The 17,652-nt window shown below is 34.9% G+C and carries 14 protein-coding genes; 6 read left to right on the top strand and 8 right to left on the bottom strand.

Annotation, left to right across the window (positions count from 1 at the left end; translation table 11 throughout):
- Nucleotides 1-244: 244 nt before the first annotated feature.
- The 5 genes from SOM12_RS12675 (at nt 245) to SOM12_RS12655 (ending at nt 7,150) form a co-directional block, all read left to right on the top strand.
- Nucleotides 245-448, top strand: coding sequence for a hypothetical protein (locus SOM12_RS12675; RefSeq protein ID WP_095929163.1), 204 nt, complete (start codon nt 245-247; stop codon nt 446-448).
- 168 nt (nt 449-616) lie between these two features.
- The gene (locus SOM12_RS12670; protein WP_095929164.1) at nt 617-1,252 is read left to right on the top strand and encodes a hypothetical protein; all 636 of its coding nucleotides are present in this window, start codon (nt 617-619) and stop codon (nt 1,250-1,252) included.
- Between the two features lie 162 nt (nt 1,253-1,414).
- Nucleotides 1,415-1,858: a hypothetical protein gene (locus tag SOM12_RS12665; protein ID WP_095929165.1), complete on the top strand. Its 444-nt coding sequence runs from the start codon at nt 1,415-1,417 to the stop codon at nt 1,856-1,858.
- Between the two features lie 663 nt (nt 1,859-2,521).
- On the top strand, nt 2,522-5,713 hold the full coding sequence (locus tag SOM12_RS12660) for a SusC/RagA family TonB-linked outer membrane protein (protein WP_320493675.1): 3,192 nt from the start codon (nt 2,522-2,524) through the stop codon (nt 5,711-5,713).
- Between the two features lie 12 nt (nt 5,714-5,725).
- On the top strand, nt 5,726-7,150 hold the full coding sequence (locus tag SOM12_RS12655; RefSeq protein ID WP_320493674.1) for a SusD/RagB family nutrient-binding outer membrane lipoprotein: 1,425 nt from the start codon (nt 5,726-5,728) through the stop codon (nt 7,148-7,150).
- A gap of 64 nt (nt 7,151-7,214) precedes the next feature.
- Here SOM12_RS12655 and SOM12_RS12650 read toward each other — a convergent pair whose 3' ends face one another.
- From SOM12_RS12650 to SOM12_RS12640, 3 genes are read right to left on the bottom strand one after another with little or no spacing between them, the layout of a single operon-like run.
- Entirely contained in the window at nt 7,215-8,015 is an 801-nt protein-coding gene (locus SOM12_RS12650; protein ID WP_320493673.1) for a siderophore-interacting protein, read from the bottom strand.
- Nucleotides 8,016-8,030: 15 nt separating this feature from the next.
- A complete protein-coding gene (locus tag SOM12_RS12645) occupies nt 8,031-9,242 on the bottom strand; it encodes an MFS transporter (protein ID WP_320493672.1) in 1,212 nt (403 codons plus the stop codon).
- 57 nt (nt 9,243-9,299) lie between these two features.
- Complete coding sequence (locus tag SOM12_RS12640; protein WP_320493671.1) at nt 9,300-10,169, bottom strand: helix-turn-helix domain-containing protein; 870 nt, start codon at nt 10,167-10,169, stop codon at nt 9,300-9,302.
- Between the two features lie 433 nt (nt 10,170-10,602).
- Between SOM12_RS12640 and SOM12_RS12635 the strand changes: the two genes are divergently transcribed.
- Nucleotides 10,603-11,532: an NAD-dependent epimerase/dehydratase family protein gene (locus SOM12_RS12635; protein WP_320493670.1), complete on the top strand. Its 930-nt coding sequence runs from the start codon at nt 10,603-10,605 to the stop codon at nt 11,530-11,532.
- Nucleotides 11,533-11,622: 90 nt separating this feature from the next.
- Here SOM12_RS12635 and SOM12_RS12630 read toward each other — a convergent pair whose 3' ends face one another.
- From SOM12_RS12630 to SOM12_RS12610, 5 genes are all read right to left on the bottom strand, one after another.
- A complete protein-coding gene (locus SOM12_RS12630) occupies nt 11,623-12,393 on the bottom strand; it encodes an alpha/beta hydrolase (RefSeq protein WP_320493669.1) in 771 nt (256 codons plus the stop codon).
- Nucleotides 12,394-12,401: 8 nt separating this feature from the next.
- Nucleotides 12,402-12,941: a hydrolase gene (locus SOM12_RS12625; protein ID WP_320493668.1), complete on the bottom strand. Its 540-nt coding sequence runs from the start codon at nt 12,939-12,941 to the stop codon at nt 12,402-12,404.
- A gap of 103 nt (nt 12,942-13,044) precedes the next feature.
- On the bottom strand, nt 13,045-14,082 hold the full coding sequence (locus tag SOM12_RS12620; protein ID WP_320493667.1) for an alpha/beta hydrolase: 1,038 nt from the start codon (nt 14,080-14,082) through the stop codon (nt 13,045-13,047).
- Nucleotides 14,083-14,107: 25 nt separating this feature from the next.
- The gene (locus SOM12_RS12615) at nt 14,108-14,851 is read right to left on the bottom strand and encodes a hypothetical protein (protein WP_320493666.1); all 744 of its coding nucleotides are present in this window, start codon (nt 14,849-14,851) and stop codon (nt 14,108-14,110) included.
- A 349-nt stretch (nt 14,852-15,200) separates the two neighbouring features.
- A complete protein-coding gene (locus SOM12_RS12610) occupies nt 15,201-17,636 on the bottom strand; it encodes a sensor histidine kinase (RefSeq protein ID WP_320493665.1) in 2,436 nt (811 codons plus the stop codon).
- Between the last annotated feature and the right edge of the window lie 16 nt (nt 17,637-17,652).

Here is a 17,652-nt window from a genome sequence, read left to right as displayed (position 1 = left end):
TTTAAAATTTAATTTAAGTTGCTGTATTCTAATAATATGCCAGTTACAGTTTTGTTGTATTTATTGCCTTTTAGAAAAGACAGAAAAGATAGGAAACAGCGATATTTAGCAGATTTTCGAAATACAGTAAATAGGCATGAGATAAAATATCGGGCAGTTTTATTTTATAATTTTTAAAAATGATTATATAAACCAAACTATTGTATTTGAGCTAATTTTAATAATCATTTAAAAACTAGGAATTATGGAGAAGAATAATCAAACCCAGAAAAACCCGAATCCTAAAGAACAGGGTGGAGGAGATCATCGAAACGATACGAGAAAACATCAATATAAAGATCATGACGAAGTTTTGACAAATGATGAAAACTATGATGTTGACTCGAAAAAGTTTAAAGGCACAGAACCTGAACTCGATGATAAATTGAATAACGAAGAAAAAAAATAATACAGAAACGTCTCAAAGTTTATTTGAGACGTTTTTTTTGCGCTCAGAAAACACTTTTTTTTAATAGATAAAAAGTAAAGAAGTAAAAGTATGGTTGGATTTTTATAGATTTGTAAAAATCTAATACAGTTTTTCAAAAAATAATTGAGAAATAATATATAATAAGGCATGAAATCGGTTACTTCATTTTTTTTACTTCTAATGTTTGTTTGTTCAAGTTCGTATTCGCAATTGAGTTCAGACAAAATATTTGAAAGTTTTAAGCAAGGTGAACGTACAAATTGTTCATCGATAGCATTTATTAAAGCTTCTTTAAATGTGTACGGATTAGATAATCTATTTGAAAGCGAAAAACTACACAATAATTCTTATAGGATTACGCTAAAAAACAATGCAACCTTTAATTTGGATAGCAGCGAAGTTACTAAAGCTAGAAAATCTGCGGGTTTTGTTTATATTAAAGATAATTGTGACAGCGAAAAAATACGCGATTATGCTGTTTTAACGTATGCTGTTATGGCAAAATACATGCAGATTATCGATAAAGAACCCACTTTTGAGAAAGCCTTAGAAGAATTGGAAGAAGGCACTGTATACACTCCAACCATCTACAAATATTTAGGGTTTAAATTAGGCAAACAAATTCAGAAATTAAAAAGAGAATCTGGAAGCGAATATTGCGGAGTTGTGGCTTGGTCAAAAGCGCACGCTGTTTTTGTCTGCGAAGATTTTATGGATTACTACGGAAACAAGAAAAGCATTTGGATCAAATATCCAGGGCGTTTTAGAATCATTAAGTCTTAAAAAAGAACGATTGGAATATCGTAATTTGTAGGCGTTTTATTTCTATTTTGCTAATAACATTAAAAGATTATTATAATTTTAGTAAAAAGGACTTCTAAAAATTGCATTTTAAGTTAATTTATATATTTTTGTTTTTATTCAAGAACCAAATCTATTAAGAAAATGAAGAGTAAAATTATTTTATTATGTGCACTTTTCTTCTTGACGACTGCCGCTGTTTCTGCACAGGCAAAAAACGCACCAAGAAGTATCATTAGTACAACAGCTTTAATCCGTAAATACCACGATCAAAAAGAATTAAGCGGTATGCAAAAAGGAGAGCTTTTAGAATTGTACATTGAACGTATTAAAGTTTTAGTAAAAACACTTCCTTACATTGCTTTGGTTACTAAACCAGGTGTTACAATGGCAGATCTAGGTATTCCTGATACGGCTGACAACAAAAAAATCTTAGATGGTCAGGCGTTAGGTACAACTAGTTTCTTAGATACTACAGTAGAGTTTCAAAGAAAAATGATGCCTTACTCAGATAAAGGAAATCTTATTGCAGCCATTTTATTTTATGAAACGACATTGAAATCCCTACACGAATTCAACGAGCTATAATAAGTTAGAAATACAAAAAATAGAAACTCCAAGGTCTTATGATCTTGGAGTTTTTTTTTGGTTTAAACTTTCCTGAATTGGAATTTAAAATAGCCAGAAAAGGGTTTCTAATTTTAAGATTTTAGTACAATTCTTATAAAACCATAAAAACGCCTATTTTTTATAACTTATTTGTTTTTAGTTATTTATGCTCGTCTGTTTAAAAAGGTTAACATTTTTTTTGCAAAAAGTTTAATTAAAATTTGGGGAATACTATTTTTAATTTACTTTTGTTCTATCAAATTAGTAGAGTTTAAAATATAAGTTAAAAGCCAGAGATTAGAACCACGATATTTCATTCCAAAATAAGCAAAAAGCATTTGGCAGTTTTCGTCCTTATGCATTCTACGGTTAAAAGTCCTCTTTTTTAATTCATTATAAATTTTAAGAAGTACAACAATCCCGAATAGGGGTTAAAATTTTATAGGCCAATTTAAAAGAATAGTAATCCAAAAAAAAAAGTAAAAATGAAAAAACGAATGTGTTGCAGATAAAAAGAAAAAACCATTTCTGTTGCAGCAGAAATGGTAGAAGCTTAAAAAGAAATTGTCATCTCTAAAAGGGAAAGCTAGAATAGCACAAAGCGCTCTAAGCTCGCCTTATTTATTAAACTAAAACAAAGTAATGAAAATAAAATTAAAAAGATATGCTTGGCTATGTATTTTCTTGATTTCCATAGGAGTTAAAGCTCAAGAAACAAAGCCACTAATTCAGTCTAAACTGGAAGGAACAGTTGTCGATGCCGTTACAAAAGAGCCTATTATTGGGGCTTCGGTAACGATTCAAGGAACTACACATGGTGTTATTACAGATACAGATGGAAAATTTTATTTCCAAACAGGACAAAAATTCCCTTATGTACTTTTAGTTAGTTATTTAGGATATAAAAAACAAGAAGTTGTAGTAAACAAAAACGATATTACGATCGATCTTACCGAAGAACAAAACGCTTTATCTGAAGTGGTGGTTACAGCACTTGGAATTTCAAAAGAAAAGAAATCTTTAGGATATACAACTCAATCAGTAAAAGGAAAAGAATTGGCGACTACCAAAGAAACCAACTTCTTGAATGCGCTTTCTGGTAAAGTAGCGGGTGTGCGTATTACCAATTCACAAGGAGATATGGGATCTTCTCGTATTATTATTCGTGGAGAAACCTCTATTGCAGGAAACAACCAACCGCTTTTTGTGGTAGACGGTGTTCCTGTAGATAACTCACAATTGAATTTTGGTGGAGCTACTCGTGATTTCAGAAATGCAATTGCCGATTTGAATCCGCAGGATATTGAAACTTTGACTGTTTTAAAAGGGCCAAATGCTGCTGCTCTTTACGGATCGCGTGCTGCTCATGGTGTTGTACTTATTACAACAAAATCAGGAAAAGGACAAAAAGGAGGATTTGGTGTTACTTTTAATACAGGTCTAACTGTTTCTCAAGTGGCTACTTTGCCTTCTTTCCAGAACACTTTTGGACAAGGATCTAACGGAAGATTCAGCTATGTAGACGGAAAAGGTGGAGGAGTTAATGATGGTGTTGATGAAAGCTGGGGACCAAGAATGGACGGACGCCTTATCCCACAATTTTATTCTAAAGGAGAAGCAGTTCCTTTTATTGCGCATCCAAATAACGTAAAAGATTTCTTCAACACAGGACTTACTTACGATAATAGTGTTTCTATTGCAAAAGCTAACGACAAATCAGATTTCCGTTTAGGTGTAAACAATCAAAAACAGCTTGGAACTGTACCAAACAGTGAAATCAACAAAACCAACTTTTCTATCAATACTAATTATCAGATTTCTGAAAGTGTAAAAGTTGGGGTTAATGCCAATTATATCGCTACAAATACCCCTCAATTGCCAGGTGGTCCATCTGGTGGTCGTGCGGCTGGTGTAATGCTTCAGTTTCTTTGGTTCGGACGTCAGGTTGATATTAATGAATTGGAAAAAGATAGAAATACCAACTGGAATAACAGCTATTACAGCAACCCATATTGGAATGCCTATTACAATACAACAAGCCAACAGCGTAACCGTTTAATTGGAGAGATCCATTTAGACGCGAAATTGGCTGAAGGATTAAACTTCAGATTCCGTACAGGAGTTGATTATTATAACGATAGAAGAAAATATACTATTAAATATGGTACAAATGGAACTCCTTTCGGATCGTACGCAGAAGATGCTTACACTGTAAATGAGCAAAATACTGAGGGTATATTTCAATATACAAAACAGCTTAATGATGATTTTACTGTAGATGCACTTGCGGGATTCAACATTCGTAACCATAGCGATGCCAACAACTATCAGAAAGCGCCACGTTTAGCGGTTCCAGATTTGTATACTTTAACAAACTCTAGAGATCCGTTAACATCATCAAACTCATTATCTAGATTGAGAGTTTACAGTGCTTACGCTTCTGCTCAGTTTGGTTTTAGAAATTATGCTTTCTTGAACGTTACGGCCCGTAATGACTGGTCTTCTACATTACCAAGCAGCAATCGTTCTTATTTCTACCCATCTATTAACGGTAGTGTGGTTTTAACAGATGCATTAAATATTAAGAGCAGTACATTAGATTTCTTAAAGCTTCGTGGAGGATGGTCTGAAGTAGGTAACGATGCAGATCCGTACCAATTGGCTACAGTTTATAATTTCCAAACTGCATTTGACGGAAATCCGATCCAGACTTCTTCTCAAAGAAAACTGAATGAAAATTTGAAGCCAGAAACGACACGTTCTACTGAAATAGGTGGTGAAGCTTCTTTCTGGAAAAACAGACTTCATTTTGATATCGCGTATTACAATACCAATAGTTTTGACCAGATTTTAGAAATCAAAACTACAGCAGCAAGCGGTTACACTTCGCAGTTAATCAATGCAGGTAAAATTAATAACCAAGGTATTGAAATACAGTTAGACGGAAATCCTGTGCAAACAGAAAACTTTAAGTGGAATGTTGCTGTAAATTATTCTAAAAACAAAAGTAAAGTAGAAATTCTAGATTACGCAGGAGATATTAAAAACTATACGATTGGTTCTTCTGGAGGTGTAGATGTATTGGCATCTGTAGGGCAAGCTTATGGAGCACTGTACGGAACAGCTTACGAGCGTGATGCAAGCGGAAATATTGTGGTAGGAGCAAATGGTCTTCCAAAAGCAGATCCGACAAAAAAAGTATTAGGACATTATACTCCAGATTATTTAGCTGGTCTTACGAATACTTTGACTTACAAAAATCTTGAGCTTTCGTTCCTTGTTGATGCTAGTGTTGGTGGAGAACTTTTCTCAGGAACAAACAGAACAGGTAACTATACAGGAGTTTTAGCACAGACTCTTCCAGGACGTGGTGCTGAAAACGGAGGTTTAAGCTACTATTATCCAGGAAACAATACCGCTAATCCGAAAACTTTGGTAACAGGCGGAGCAGCTCCAGGTGGTGCAACGATTTATGATGATGGAATGATTTTCGGAGGTGTGTTTGCAGACGGAACTCCTAATAATAAAGTGATTAGCGCACAAGAATATTATAAAGCATCATACAATATTAGTGAAGCTTACATCTATAGTTCAACTTTCGTAAAAATGAGAGAGATAAAACTTACTTATAATTTTAATAAAAAGCTGATTAAAAAACTAGGATTAGAAGGAGCAAGCGTTACCGCTGCCGGCCGTAACTTATTCTTTATTTACAAAGATGCTCCAAATATTGACCCTGAAACGGCTTTCAATACTGGAAATGCGCAAGGATTGGAAAGTTTGGCTTTACCAACAACTAGAAATTTCAGTTTAAACCTTAACGTTAAATTTTAAAAACTCGGAATCATGCTAAAAAAACTATCATATACAATACTGTTTGCATTGACACTGAGCTCTTGCAGTGATACTTTGGACGATATTAATAAAAATCCAAATGCAACTGAAACCCCTCTTGCACCGTATCTTTTAACAGGTACCTTAAAGCAAAGTGCCGATTTGTACTGGGGTGATGCAAATAACTTTAACTCGACTTTGCTGTTTGTGCAGCATTGGGCTAAAATTCAATATACAGAACCAGATCGTTACGATGTTTCTAATGCTTCTTTCACGTCATTGTGGGATAAGGGATATTCGACTCTAATTACAGATTTGAATACGATTATAAAATTTCCAGATGCTCAGGCAAACTCTAACTATAAAGGTATCGCCTTAACGTTGCGTTCATGGACCTTTTTATTACTGACAGATGCTTACGGAAGCATTCCGTACAAAGAAGCGGGTCAAAACGTAACGCCTGCCTATAGCACACAAAAAGAAGTATACACAGGATTGCTTGATGATTTAAAACAAGCGCAATCTTTGTTAAATCCAGCAAATGGTTCTGTTACAGGTGATTTGGCTTACAAAGGCGATATCTTGAAATGGAAAAAACTGGTAAACTCACTTCGTTTGCGTATTGCGCTGAGAATTTCAGACAAAGAGCCAGGTTTGGCAAAACAAGCTGCTATAGATGCTACAAGCGATGCAGGAGGATTAATTGGCAGCAACGCCGAAACCTTCCAATTTGTTTATACCAGTTCACCACAGCAAAATCCAGCTTCGGCTTGGTTTGAAACTAGAGATGATTTCCGTATTTCAAAAACTATGGTCGATCAATTATATGCATTGTCAGATCCTCGTTTGCCTGTTTTTGCACAATTGCCTTCAGATGCAACTGTAGGGAAATATGTTGGAGGTGCAAACGGATTATCAAATAGTGATGCTAATAGCCAAGGTTTTGCTAAAACATCAAAACCTGGAACTTATTTCTTGACATCGGCTTCTCCAGCTGTAATTGCTTCTTATTCAGAAACATTGTTTAATCTTGCAGAAGCCGCAGCCCGCGGATATATTTCGGGAGATGCAGAACAGTATTATAAAAATGCTATTACAGCATCTTTGAATCAGTTTGGAATTACTAATTCGACTACTATTTCAACTTATTTAGATCAAGCAAGTGTGAAATATGATGCATCAAATTATGCTAAATCTATTGGTACGCAAAAATGGATTTCTTTTTTCGGACAAGGTTTAGATGCTTTTACAGAATGGAGAAGATTGGATTATCCAGTTCTTACAGCTGGTCCTGCTACTGTTTTGGACGGAAAAATTCCTTCGCGTCTTTTCTATCCTGGTACAGAACAGTCTTTAAATGGTGCTAGTTACCAAGCAGCTGTAGCGGAACAAGGAAAAGATTTATTGACAACCAAATTATGGTTTGATGTAAAATAAAAAATGTTGTTGTTTTTTTGAGTCAAAAAAAGCCCTGTATCTTATTTGATACAGGGCTTTTGCATTATTCTATTCGTTGTTTTTGTCTTTCCTGATTTGATTCTTCTTCAGAACTTCCGCGTTTCCAGTATGAAACAGCATGAAAACAGTCACGTTCCAATTGAAGCTCTTCTTTTAGATGTTTTCTTATTTTCTTAATCGTTTCAAATTCTGCCGCAGCAAATACATATTGTTGTTTTTCTTCCGCTAATAAAGCAATACATTCTTCTGCCAATCGACTTCCATTTAATGGTGAAGAATTATAGATCCATTTTACATTGAGATTGGCTTTGGTATGCAGAACAAACGTATCTCGATAAGAATTCACTTCGAGCAAAAGCATAACATTTGCAGATGAAGGCAAAGTTTCTAAAATAGCTGAAATAACTGGAATTGCAGTAGCATCTCCAGCAATAAAATAGTTTTCAGCAATAAGAACAAGTGGTTTTTGACTTTCTTTCATGGCAATTCCAAGAAAATCTCCCGATTTAGCATTTTCTGCCCATTTAGAAGCAGGTCCATTATCGCCATGTGCAACAAAATCGATTTGTATTGTTTTATTAATTAAATCAATATTTCGCGTGGTGTAGGTTCGTGTCGCGACGAAAAAGCTAGAATTCCAGATTGATTCGTCATAATCTGTGCAATACGTTGCTTGTTCAGAGGGTATATAAATTTTATTATTACTTCCAGAACGCATATTCTGAAATATATCTACTTGTGCGTCAGACATTTTAAAAGTTATTCTGATGTAATGTGGAGTAAGAAACGCCTTTTCTTTTACCACAAAAATAGATCGCGCAATATTTCGTATTAGTTTATCCATAATTATTTTGATGTTTTAGTTTACAATTGCCTGAATTTCTTTTCGCTCCGATTGAAGAAGGCTTGCAATGGCAATAACACAGCTAAATGCTCCAAAAAAGTAGATGGATTGGTAACTGAACCATCCCGCAATTAAACCTGCCGTTGGTCCGGCAATTCCTAACGAAAGATCGAAGAAAGCCGCATAAGCGCCTAAAGCTGTTCCTCTCATTTGAGGCGTTATTTTTTGTATCGCCAGTACGCCTAAAGATGGAAAAACAAGGGAAAATCCAATTCCGGTTAGAGTACATCCTAAAATAGCTGTCCAGCCGTTAGTAGATAAACCTATACATAACTGACCTGCAATCTCAATCAAGATAGAAATCATAGCAACTTTAAACCCGCCAAAACGATCAGGATAAGAAGAGAAAAAGACGCGGGTTAAAATATAAGAACCTCCAAAAAATAGAAATCCAAGAGAAGCACCATTCCAGTTTTTCTGGCTGAATAATAAAGCGATAAACGATGCAATACACGCAAAAGCAATAGAAGAGAAGGCCAGTGCAATTCCTTGCGGAAATACTTTTCCGATTACTTTATAAAAAGGAGTTCTTAAATGTCCTTTGTGTACAGGAACTATAGGCAATCCTTTGGAAGCTATCCAACTTATAAAAGCTAAAAGTAGGATTGAAGAAAAGGTCACTATAGTTCCAAATTGGACAATCCACAGGCTAAAAGGCGCGCCAATTGCAATTCCGGCATACATCGCAATTCCGTTCCATGTCATTACTTTACCAGAATTCTGCTGTCCTAAAAGTCCGATTCCCCAAGTAAGCATTCCCGTCACGAGAAAACTCTCGGCTATTCCGTGAACGATTCTGGATAATAGCAATAAAGAAAGCGATAATAAAGGAATTGAGACTGCAGAGCAAGCGCACATATATAAGGCACCAGCAGATAAAACCAGTAAAATGCCTCGTGTTGTACTGATTTTTGCCCCCAGAACATCTGTTGTCTTTCCTGCATAAGCTCGTGTAAGCAGTGTTGCCAATGCTTGTAAACCAATAACTAATCCAACGGCAAGATTGTCAAATCCTAATTCTTGTTTTATAAATTTTGGAAGTATGCCTAGAGAAATACCAATTGTGGTATAAACTGCCAAAACTGTTATAACAATAGGAATTAAAAGTTTGGTAATCGATTCAGGATTTAGTTTGGGAGTACTGTTTGTAGTTGTACTTTCTGTCATAATTTTACTTTGTATATTAATAATTTTACAAAGACAAAATTATATCTGCTATAAGTTTTAATGGTTATCTATAACAGGGCTGTTATTGGACAAATCATGGTTTTTTAATCTAAATTCAGATGAAGTCATGCCAATGTTCTTTTTCATAAAACGAGAAAAGTAAGCATGATCTTCATAACCTAATTCAAAAGCAATTTGTTTGATATCCAATTCTGTATAATACAATAAACGTTTAGCTTCCAATGCAATCGTCTGTTGTATCCAATAACTTACGGTGAAGCCTGTAACTTGTTTTACAATCTCATTTAAGTACAATGGAGTTATATTTAAGAGACTTGCATAATCTTTTACTTTTTTATTTTCTTTATATCGGGATTGTAAAAGCTGTTTAAACATATTAACGGTCTGATACTTTTGTCTGCCAATAAGCTCTTTATCCGAGTCTTCTTGTATAAGAGCGCCAATAAAAAATCCCAAAATAGTATCGGTTAGCGAATATTCAGTCTGATCCTGAAAGAATTCTTTTTTCTGTTTGAGCAAATTTTCAAGCAACGGAACAGCAGAAAACAACAAATTATCCGATGTCAGTTGAATTCCCTGTTTGCTATTTAAATTAGTGTTTAAGATTTGGGTATATTTCTCAGAAATTAAAAGCGAATCCATAAAAAGATACCATCCCTTACAGTTATTTTGATTGATATAAGAATGAACTTGTCCAGGCGCTACATAATAGGCGCAATGATTGGACATTGTAATGTGTTTGAAGTCCAGTTCCAATTCAAAAACTCCCTGAGTCAGTACAATAAACATATAATGGTCATCGCGATGAGGCGACTGAGCTTTCTCTGAAAATGCTCCAATTGGAATAACATCTATTCCAATAGTTTTCATTTCGTCCTTATGTATTTCAATATGATTCAGGCTCATGTTTTAGATTGGATAATGCAGTTTTTTACCTCCAAAGTTAAAAGTATTAAAAACAAGTTACTCGTTATTTTTCAATTTTCGTCTTAGCGAAATAATTTCCTTTGCAAATAGGAAAATATAAACCATGATTTTTTCAATCACATTTATGACGCTTATTTGTTTGGTGTACTACCCAAAAGGTATATCAGGATCTAAAAGAAGTAAAAAAAGTTATAGAATTCAGTAACAAAACTTTCTCCGATTTTACTAATAATAAACACAGAAAAAATGGTATGTTTTTTTGTTGTAATTTAGAAATAAATTAACTGATTTATAGGTTCTAGAATAGCAATAAAGTAGAATATAAATGAGTTAGAGTTTATGAGACTTGCTACAATTTCTACAGTAAATACAAGTGTCAGAAAAAACAAAGCAATTTAAAAAGTTAAGCAGTATGCAAACTATATTAGGAGCCAACGGACAGATTGGAGAAGAATTGGCAAGAGAATTAAAAAGAAATTATACCTCAGATATACGAATTGTAAGCCGTAAAGCACAAAAAGTAAATGATACAGATTCCGTTTTTTCGGCAGATTTAACCATTAAAGAAAAAGCAATAGAAGCCGTCAAAGGTAGTGAAATAGCTTATTTTACATTAGGACTTCCGATGGATACTGACTTATGGGAAAAACAGTTTGTGCTGATTTTAAGAAATGTTATTGAAGCCTGTAAAATCAATAAAACGAAATTGGTCTTTTTTGATAATACCTATATGTATCCACAAGACAGCAGAGTGCTTACCGAAGAAACGGCCTTTGAACCTGTCGGCAGAAAGGGAGAAATTAGAAAAGAAATGGCAGAAATGGTGCTAAGCGAAATAAAAGCGGGACAATTGGAAGGCGTAATCTGTCGTGCACCTGAATTTTATGGACCTGCCAAAACGCAGAGCATTACCAATACTTTAATCTTTAATGCTATTAAAAAAAATAAAAAACTAAAAGTTCCTTTGAAAGACTCTAAAAAAAGAAGTCTAATTTGGACACCAGACGCAAGCCGTGCCACAGCTTTAATAGGCAATACACCAGATGCTTTTGTGCAGACTTGGCATTTGCCAGTCGATGAAAGCCATCTTAATTATAAAGAATTCATTGCCTTAGCTTCTGAAATATATGGGAGAGAACTAAAATATAAAGTTATTCCAAAGTTTGTTTTTACCATTGGTGCATTTTTCAGTAAACAAGCAAAAGAACTCCAAGAATTGCTTCCAAGATATGAGCATGCCAATGTTTTTGATGATTCAAAATTTAGAAAGCGTTTTCCAGATTTTGCTGTAACAAGTTATAGAAACGGAATTGAAGAAATAAAAAGGGAGCAGCAATCTTAATCAGAATGATGGTTTGAAAGAAAATTAAAAATGCTAAATCCAAAAGATCTAGCATTTTTATATATTTTTTAAAGTCGAAATATATAATTTCTATAACGATTCATACCAATCTAAAATATAATCGGCAACACTTTCCCAACCTGGTTCTCCGCAAATAAAATGGCTTTTGCCATCAAATATTTTTAGATCGACACGACCTGCATTTTCTTTATATCGGCTGGCAATTGTCTCTGTTAAATTAGGAGGGAAGATATGGTCGTTTCCGCCGCCAATAAACAAAATAGGTTCGTGCGGTTTTTTGAAATTGATATTAGAGAAAGAATTCAAAACCAATTCTCTGCTGACTTTATAGCTTTCAGGCACTGCGAATTTCTCAAAAGCAATGCTTTTTTGCGATTCCGGAATGGTATTAAAAAAAGCATAATCATACCATTTTCTGCTTCCCATAAAATATTTGCTTGTAGAGAAAAAGCCAAAAGCCGGTATTACTGTTTTTAAGGTTTGAAATGGCGGAAACACATTTTTTGGAGGCGCTCCATCAATGCTTACTCCAGCTGCTGCTTTACCTAATTCAATCAGTTTTAAAGTAGCCATGCCAGCCATGGAATGCCCTATTACCAAAGGCTTTTCGGGTAAACTGTCTATTAATTTGCTGATGGCCGTAACAATATCTATAAATCCAGTTTTGGTAAGATCAGGATGCACTCTTGCTCTCAATTCGGCAGGAACACCTTCGTGTCCTGGATTTGCGGGAGTATAAACCGTATATCCTTTTTGTTCATAGTACTTTTTCCATTCTGTCCACGTTTTGTCGTTCACAAAATTTCCATGAATGAGTACAATAGTTTTCGATTTTGACATGATTCTTTTTATTTGATTAATGTTAGAATTTCTTTAAAAATTTCCCGTCTCGAATCTTTTACAAGTTCATAAAGGCACATTTCGACATTGGTTACTGAAGCTCCTTTGTGCTGCAGTTTTTGCAAAGCAATTACAATGCTTTCCTCTGATCTGGAAGAAATACAATTGGCTACAACTTCGACTTCAAAATTATAGGCCAGTAATCCTATTGCCGTTTGATACACACAGATATGAGCTTCTATACCGCAGATTAGCCACTGCTTTCTACCAGAATCTATAATCGCCTGTTTAAAAGTTTCGTTATCCAATGCATTGAAAGAAAACTTCTCAATTGGCTTCTGATCCTGAAATAGCTTTTCTAATTCAGGTATCGTTGCGCCAAGTCCTTTTGGGTTTTGTTCGGCCCAAATTATCGGAATTGAAAGTAATTGACAGCCTCGGATAAGTTTTTCCAAATTAACGGTCAGCTTTTCGCTGTTGTGCACCATTCGGGCCAATTTTCCTTGAACATCAATTACAATCAATCCAGTTTTTTCTTGTACAAGCATAACGACTTCTTTTTATTGTTTTTGAGAATTAAATTTACAAATTTATTTTCTTGTAAAATATTTAATTACAGATTGTTATGTTTGTTTTATTCAAGAATTAATCTTACTTCAAATACTTTTTAAGTTCTGCTGCGGCTTGAATAAAAAGTGCTTTTGTCTGCGGAATTTCAGCTAAACCATTCAATAACCCGAAATCGTGAATGACGTCGTTGTAGCGAACAGTTGTAACGACAACTCCAGCATCACTCAATTTACGTCCGTAAGCTTCTCCTTCATCTCTCAAAATATCATTTTCGGCAACTTGAATCAAAGTAGGAGGAAGACCTTTCAGCTGAGATAAATTGGCTTGCAGTGGCGAAGCGTATATTTCTTTTCTTTTGGAAGGATCTACGTATTGATCCCACATCCATTTCATTAAAGAATCGGTCAGAAAGCGCTGTTTGCCATATAGTTTATACGATTCTGTTTCAAAATTGGCATCGGTTACAGGCCAGAAAAGAATCTGCACTTTATAGAGTGGCGTTCCTTTTTCTTTAGCCATCAAAGCACTCGCTGTAGCCAGATTTCCACCTGCACTATTGCCCACGATTCCTAATTTGCTTCCATCCACATTGATTTCGCTTCCATGCGCCGAAATCCATTTTGCAGTTGCATAAACCTCGTTTATAGGCTGAGGATATTTGTGTTCTGGAGCCAGAGAATAATTGACAAAAACGCCCACATAACCCGTTAAAACGCTTAAATCTCTAACCATTCTTTTGTGCGTAGGATAATCGCCCAGCACCCAACCACCGCCATGAATGAACATAAAAACAGGCAGTTTTCCTTTCGCGCCAGCGGGACGAACAATATTCAGCTTGATTTTATAACCGTCAGCTGTAATTTCTTTTTCAGATTCTTCAATTCCAGACAAATCAACTTTAAAAGCATTTTGTGCGCCAACCAATACATTTCGGGCATCTGCAACCGGAAGCGATTCTAATGGAGCTCCTCCAGAATTTAGAGGTTTTAAAAAGGCTTTTACGGCTGGAGTCAAATGCGGGTCTGTAGCATAATCGCCTTGCGCATAACCTTTTGTTGTTAAAGTGTTTAAAATTATATAAGGAATAAAGATCATTTTTAAGAGAATTGATTTTTTCATTGTGTTTAAGCTTTAGGATTATGTTTTATTTTACAGAATAAGGCAATGAAAGATTTCCGCTGGCAACAGTGTAAACTTTGTATACCCCGAGCATTGGCTTAGAGCCTTCAGAATCATGCGAACCGCCAGTGCCAGTGCTAACTTCCATATAGCAGCTGACAGCATCAAACTTAAAATTGGTTTTGTTGTTGATTCTAAAATCGGGCACGATTACTTTTATAGAATTTCCTTTAGCCACGATATTAAAACCAGGACTATCCATATACATTGCCATTCCAGGATTTGTTGGAGGAAGAACCACATTTGGATCTCCTTTTGTAAATTCTCTAACCGAAAGTCCGCCGGCAACACGTTTGTTTTCAACTAACAAAACCCAGTGTGCATGCCAGATTAAACCGTCATTTAGATAGTTTCCGTCAAGATTTTCATCCCAAAGCGGAGTGTCTTCAAAATCAGGATGAGAAGTAAGCGCAAGTGCTACTATTCCTTCGGCTTGACCGAAACCAATATCAGAAGATTTTAAAGTAGTCGGAAAAACATAGGCCAAAACTGGCGCACCATTTAACTGGCCAACTGGTTTAGGCATTGTTTTTCCTGCAGTTCCTTCTACTTTAATGTCCCAAACCGTAAGACCTAAATCTGCTTTATGAGTTATTGTGGCCGATTTTATTTTAAAATCATTGTTATTGTAGGAACTGCATTTATCGCAGGCTTTTGTAGCGCTAAAATTTAGAAATAAAATGATGATTAGCAATATTGATTTTTTCATAATAAATTGGTTTTTAAGGGTTAACTTTCCTAGAAAACCAATTTATATGCCATGGCAATAAAAGCTTTAATAATAAGGTTTTAGCGCTTTTTATGAAGATTAAAAGCGCTATATTTCGCTAAACCCATTTCGATTCGTGAGATTTCGCTACAAAAGAAATAAGCATTGTAGTGTGATACTAAACACATAGAGACATGGTTTAAAGTGTTGACCTTGAACTAGAAAAGGCATTTTACTAATTTAAAAACACATAGTTATCTATGTTTAGAAACTTGTTTCTTTTGCCTTCTTTCAGATACAAACAAAACTATGTTTCTATGTGTTGAAATTAATTGTATCCAATAGAAAACTATCTTCTTTTTTCATTGATTGGAAACTCTTTAGAGAATTCTATTTTAAGAATTGTTCCGTTATTGTTTTCCATCGAAAAAGCCGCATCCAAATCATCGCTGAGACCTCTTATTAGACTTAAGCCAAACGAATTGATTTTTTTGTTGCTAATGTTTGCATCAAAGCCCACTCCGTTATCGGCAATAGTCAGCAGGTATTTGTCTTCGGTTGTCGCTTGGAGCGTAACATAGATCATTCCTGTCCTGTTGTCTGGAAAAGCGTATTTTATTGAATTGGTAATCGCTTCGTTTAAGATAAGCCCAAGCGGAACGGCCTGTGCAACATCTAATTCGAGCGGATCAATTTTAAGTTCAAACCGAATGCGTTGCCCAAGCGAGAAAGATTCTCTCAGATATTCGACCAATTCTTTGATGTAATTGGGCATATTGATCGTCGAAATATTCTCGGAACTATATAGTTTTTGATGAATCAACGACATAGAATGAATGCGATGCTGACTGTTTTTAATGGCCGACAACGCCATATCGTTCTCCAAATAAGCCGATTGCGAATTAAGAAGACTTATGACGGTTTGAAGATTGTTTTTTACGCGGTGATGGATTTCTTTCAAAAGCCATTCTTTTTCATCTAGCAAATGTCTAAGATTAATGTTCTTTTGATTGATTTCTTTTTCTTTAAATTCCAATTCAGCATTCGTTCTCTGTTTAAGGCGGTATCGATTGTATAATAAACCAAGAAAAAGAGCCAATAAAACCAAACTCCAGATGGAAAGCGTATTTAATAATTTTGATTTTTTTAAAGCCGTTTGCTGTAAATCGGTTTCTTTGTCTAATTGTTTGATTTTTTGTTCTTTATTTTCTGTTTCATATTGAATTCTAAGCTCTTCAATTTGTTTGTTTTTAGAATAATCTAAAAGTGAATCACTGAATTTTTTATACAATTTATGATGTACCAAAGCCGATTTAAAATCCCCATTTAGCGAATCCAATTTATACAAAGACATTTCCAACGCTTCTGAGTTGTAGTTCTTGCCATATTTTTTAGAAAGCGCTTCGACTTTATCAATATAAAATTTTGTTTTGGGCAGATTTTGTCGATTTGCATAAAATAGAGCAATAGACGAATAAGTATTGCAGAGATCTCGATAAGTCTGTGGCGAATCTAAAGCATCTGCAGCTTCTCCGGCTTTTATAAAATACTTTTCGGCTGTGCCATAATTTTTAATTCGCCAATAACAATTTGCGTAGGCAAAATTCATAATCATGTTATCAAATTTATTTGGAGGCGGATAATGGCTTGTTATAGAATTCATATATTCTATGGCTTCTTTGTTTTTTCCTTTGGCAGACAAAGAGGCTGTAGCCGTGATGAAACTTTTATACCAGCTGCCACTGCTAAAAACATTTTGCCCGTATTTTATGCTTTTTTCAGCCATTTTCATGGCATCATCGGTATGTCCCATCTGCAAATACATTAAACCTAGACGCATATAAAAAATATCTGCAAAAGTGTAATCTTTGGTAGATTCCATTGTTTGCACACTCTTTAGAGCATAATACAAAGCACTTTTCATGTTAAACTGAACGGCTTCGATGTGCGCAATTGTAGTTTCTCCAAATTGCTGCTGTCTGAAGCCGATTTTTCGCATATCGGCAATATTTTGATAGAGTATTTTTTTTGCATCATTTATTTTTCCGTGCCAGAAATAAATGGTGCACAAATTGGCTTTTGTTTCCAATCTTTTTTCTTCAAAGCCCAATGTTTTAAACAAAGCTTCGGCTTCTTTTAGAATTTTCTCTTTTTCGGGATCTAAGTCGTATTGATAGCTCGCCTGATTGAATAATGCATGTGCCAGCGCCGCTTTATCGTTTTGTTTTCGGCATTCGTTTACGACTTGCAAAAAGCATTTTTTACTTTCAGGATAGTTGTTGATTTGAAAATAAAACTTTCCCAAAAGCATTACACTTTCATGCTGCCACTTTTGTATTTTTAGCTCATTACTAATTTTTACCGCATCGGTGATATAAAGGTTAGCGTTTTTTAAATCGTCTGGTTTTGTAAAAGGCTTGAACAAATAAAAGATTCCCAATTGTAGCGCCAGTTTTATTTTATCGACACCTTTAGATTTCAAATAAAGTCTTTTTGCGGCATCGATGTTTCCTTTTTCAATTAAATCATTTCCAATTAGATAAGAACCATCATTAAAACCTTCATCATAAGCTAAAGAGACAGGAAGTTTATAGGCCTTGCAGGTTAAAACTACAGAACTATCGGCATCAATAGAGCCTTGATTTGAATTGTATAAGTAAGAAGAGCAGGTGTGAATTAATAGACGTTTCTTTTTTAAGTCATAATTTGCTGTTGCAGGATGGCTTTGTGCCTGAGAATTAATTGTAATAAAAAACAGCAGACAAAACGTGTAAAGTAGCTTCATGGTTTATTAGAATTAA

The sequence above is a fragment of the Flavobacterium sp. CFBP9031 genome (genome assembly GCF_034044945.1).
Lineage (GTDB): Bacteria > Bacteroidota > Bacteroidia > Flavobacteriales > Flavobacteriaceae > Flavobacterium.
Note: the sequence above shows the minus strand (reverse complement) of the source record. Positions and strands in the feature narration are given on the sequence as shown.

Excerpts from the sequence above, each read along its gene's own strand:
- SOM12_RS12675 (WP_095929163.1), top strand. The coding sequence starts at position 245 with ATGGAGAAGAATAATCAAACCCAGAAAAACCCGAATCCTAAAGAACAG.
- SOM12_RS12670 (WP_095929164.1), top strand. The coding sequence starts at position 617 with ATGAAATCGGTTACTTCATTTTTTTTACTTCTAATGTTTGTTTGTTCA.
- SOM12_RS12665 (WP_095929165.1), top strand. The coding sequence starts at position 1,415 with ATGAAGAGTAAAATTATTTTATTATGTGCACTTTTCTTCTTGACGACT.
- SOM12_RS12660 (WP_320493675.1), top strand. The coding sequence starts at position 2,522 with ATGAAAATAAAATTAAAAAGATATGCTTGGCTATGTATTTTCTTGATT.
- SOM12_RS12655 (WP_320493674.1), top strand. The coding sequence starts at position 5,726 with ATGCTAAAAAAACTATCATATACAATACTGTTTGCATTGACACTGAGC.
- SOM12_RS12650 (WP_320493673.1), bottom strand. The coding sequence starts at position 8,015 with ATGGATAAACTAATACGAAATATTGCGCGATCTATTTTTGTGGTAAAA.
- SOM12_RS12645 (WP_320493672.1), bottom strand. The coding sequence starts at position 9,242 with ATGACAGAAAGTACAACTACAAACAGTACTCCCAAACTAAATCCTGAA.
- SOM12_RS12640 (WP_320493671.1), bottom strand. The coding sequence starts at position 10,169 with ATGAGCCTGAATCATATTGAAATACATAAGGACGAAATGAAAACTATT.
- SOM12_RS12635 (WP_320493670.1), top strand. The coding sequence starts at position 10,603 with ATGCAAACTATATTAGGAGCCAACGGACAGATTGGAGAAGAATTGGCA.
- SOM12_RS12630 (WP_320493669.1), bottom strand. The coding sequence starts at position 12,393 with ATGTCAAAATCGAAAACTATTGTACTCATTCATGGAAATTTTGTGAAC.
- SOM12_RS12625 (WP_320493668.1), bottom strand. The coding sequence starts at position 12,941 with ATGCTTGTACAAGAAAAAACTGGATTGATTGTAATTGATGTTCAAGGA.
- SOM12_RS12620 (WP_320493667.1), bottom strand. The coding sequence starts at position 14,082 with ATGAAAAAATCAATTCTCTTAAAAATGATCTTTATTCCTTATATAATT.
- SOM12_RS12615 (WP_320493666.1), bottom strand. The coding sequence starts at position 14,851 with ATGAAAAAATCAATATTGCTAATCATCATTTTATTTCTAAATTTTAGC.
- SOM12_RS12610 (WP_320493665.1), bottom strand. The coding sequence starts at position 17,636 with ATGAAGCTACTTTACACGTTTTGTCTGCTGTTTTTTATTACAATTAAT.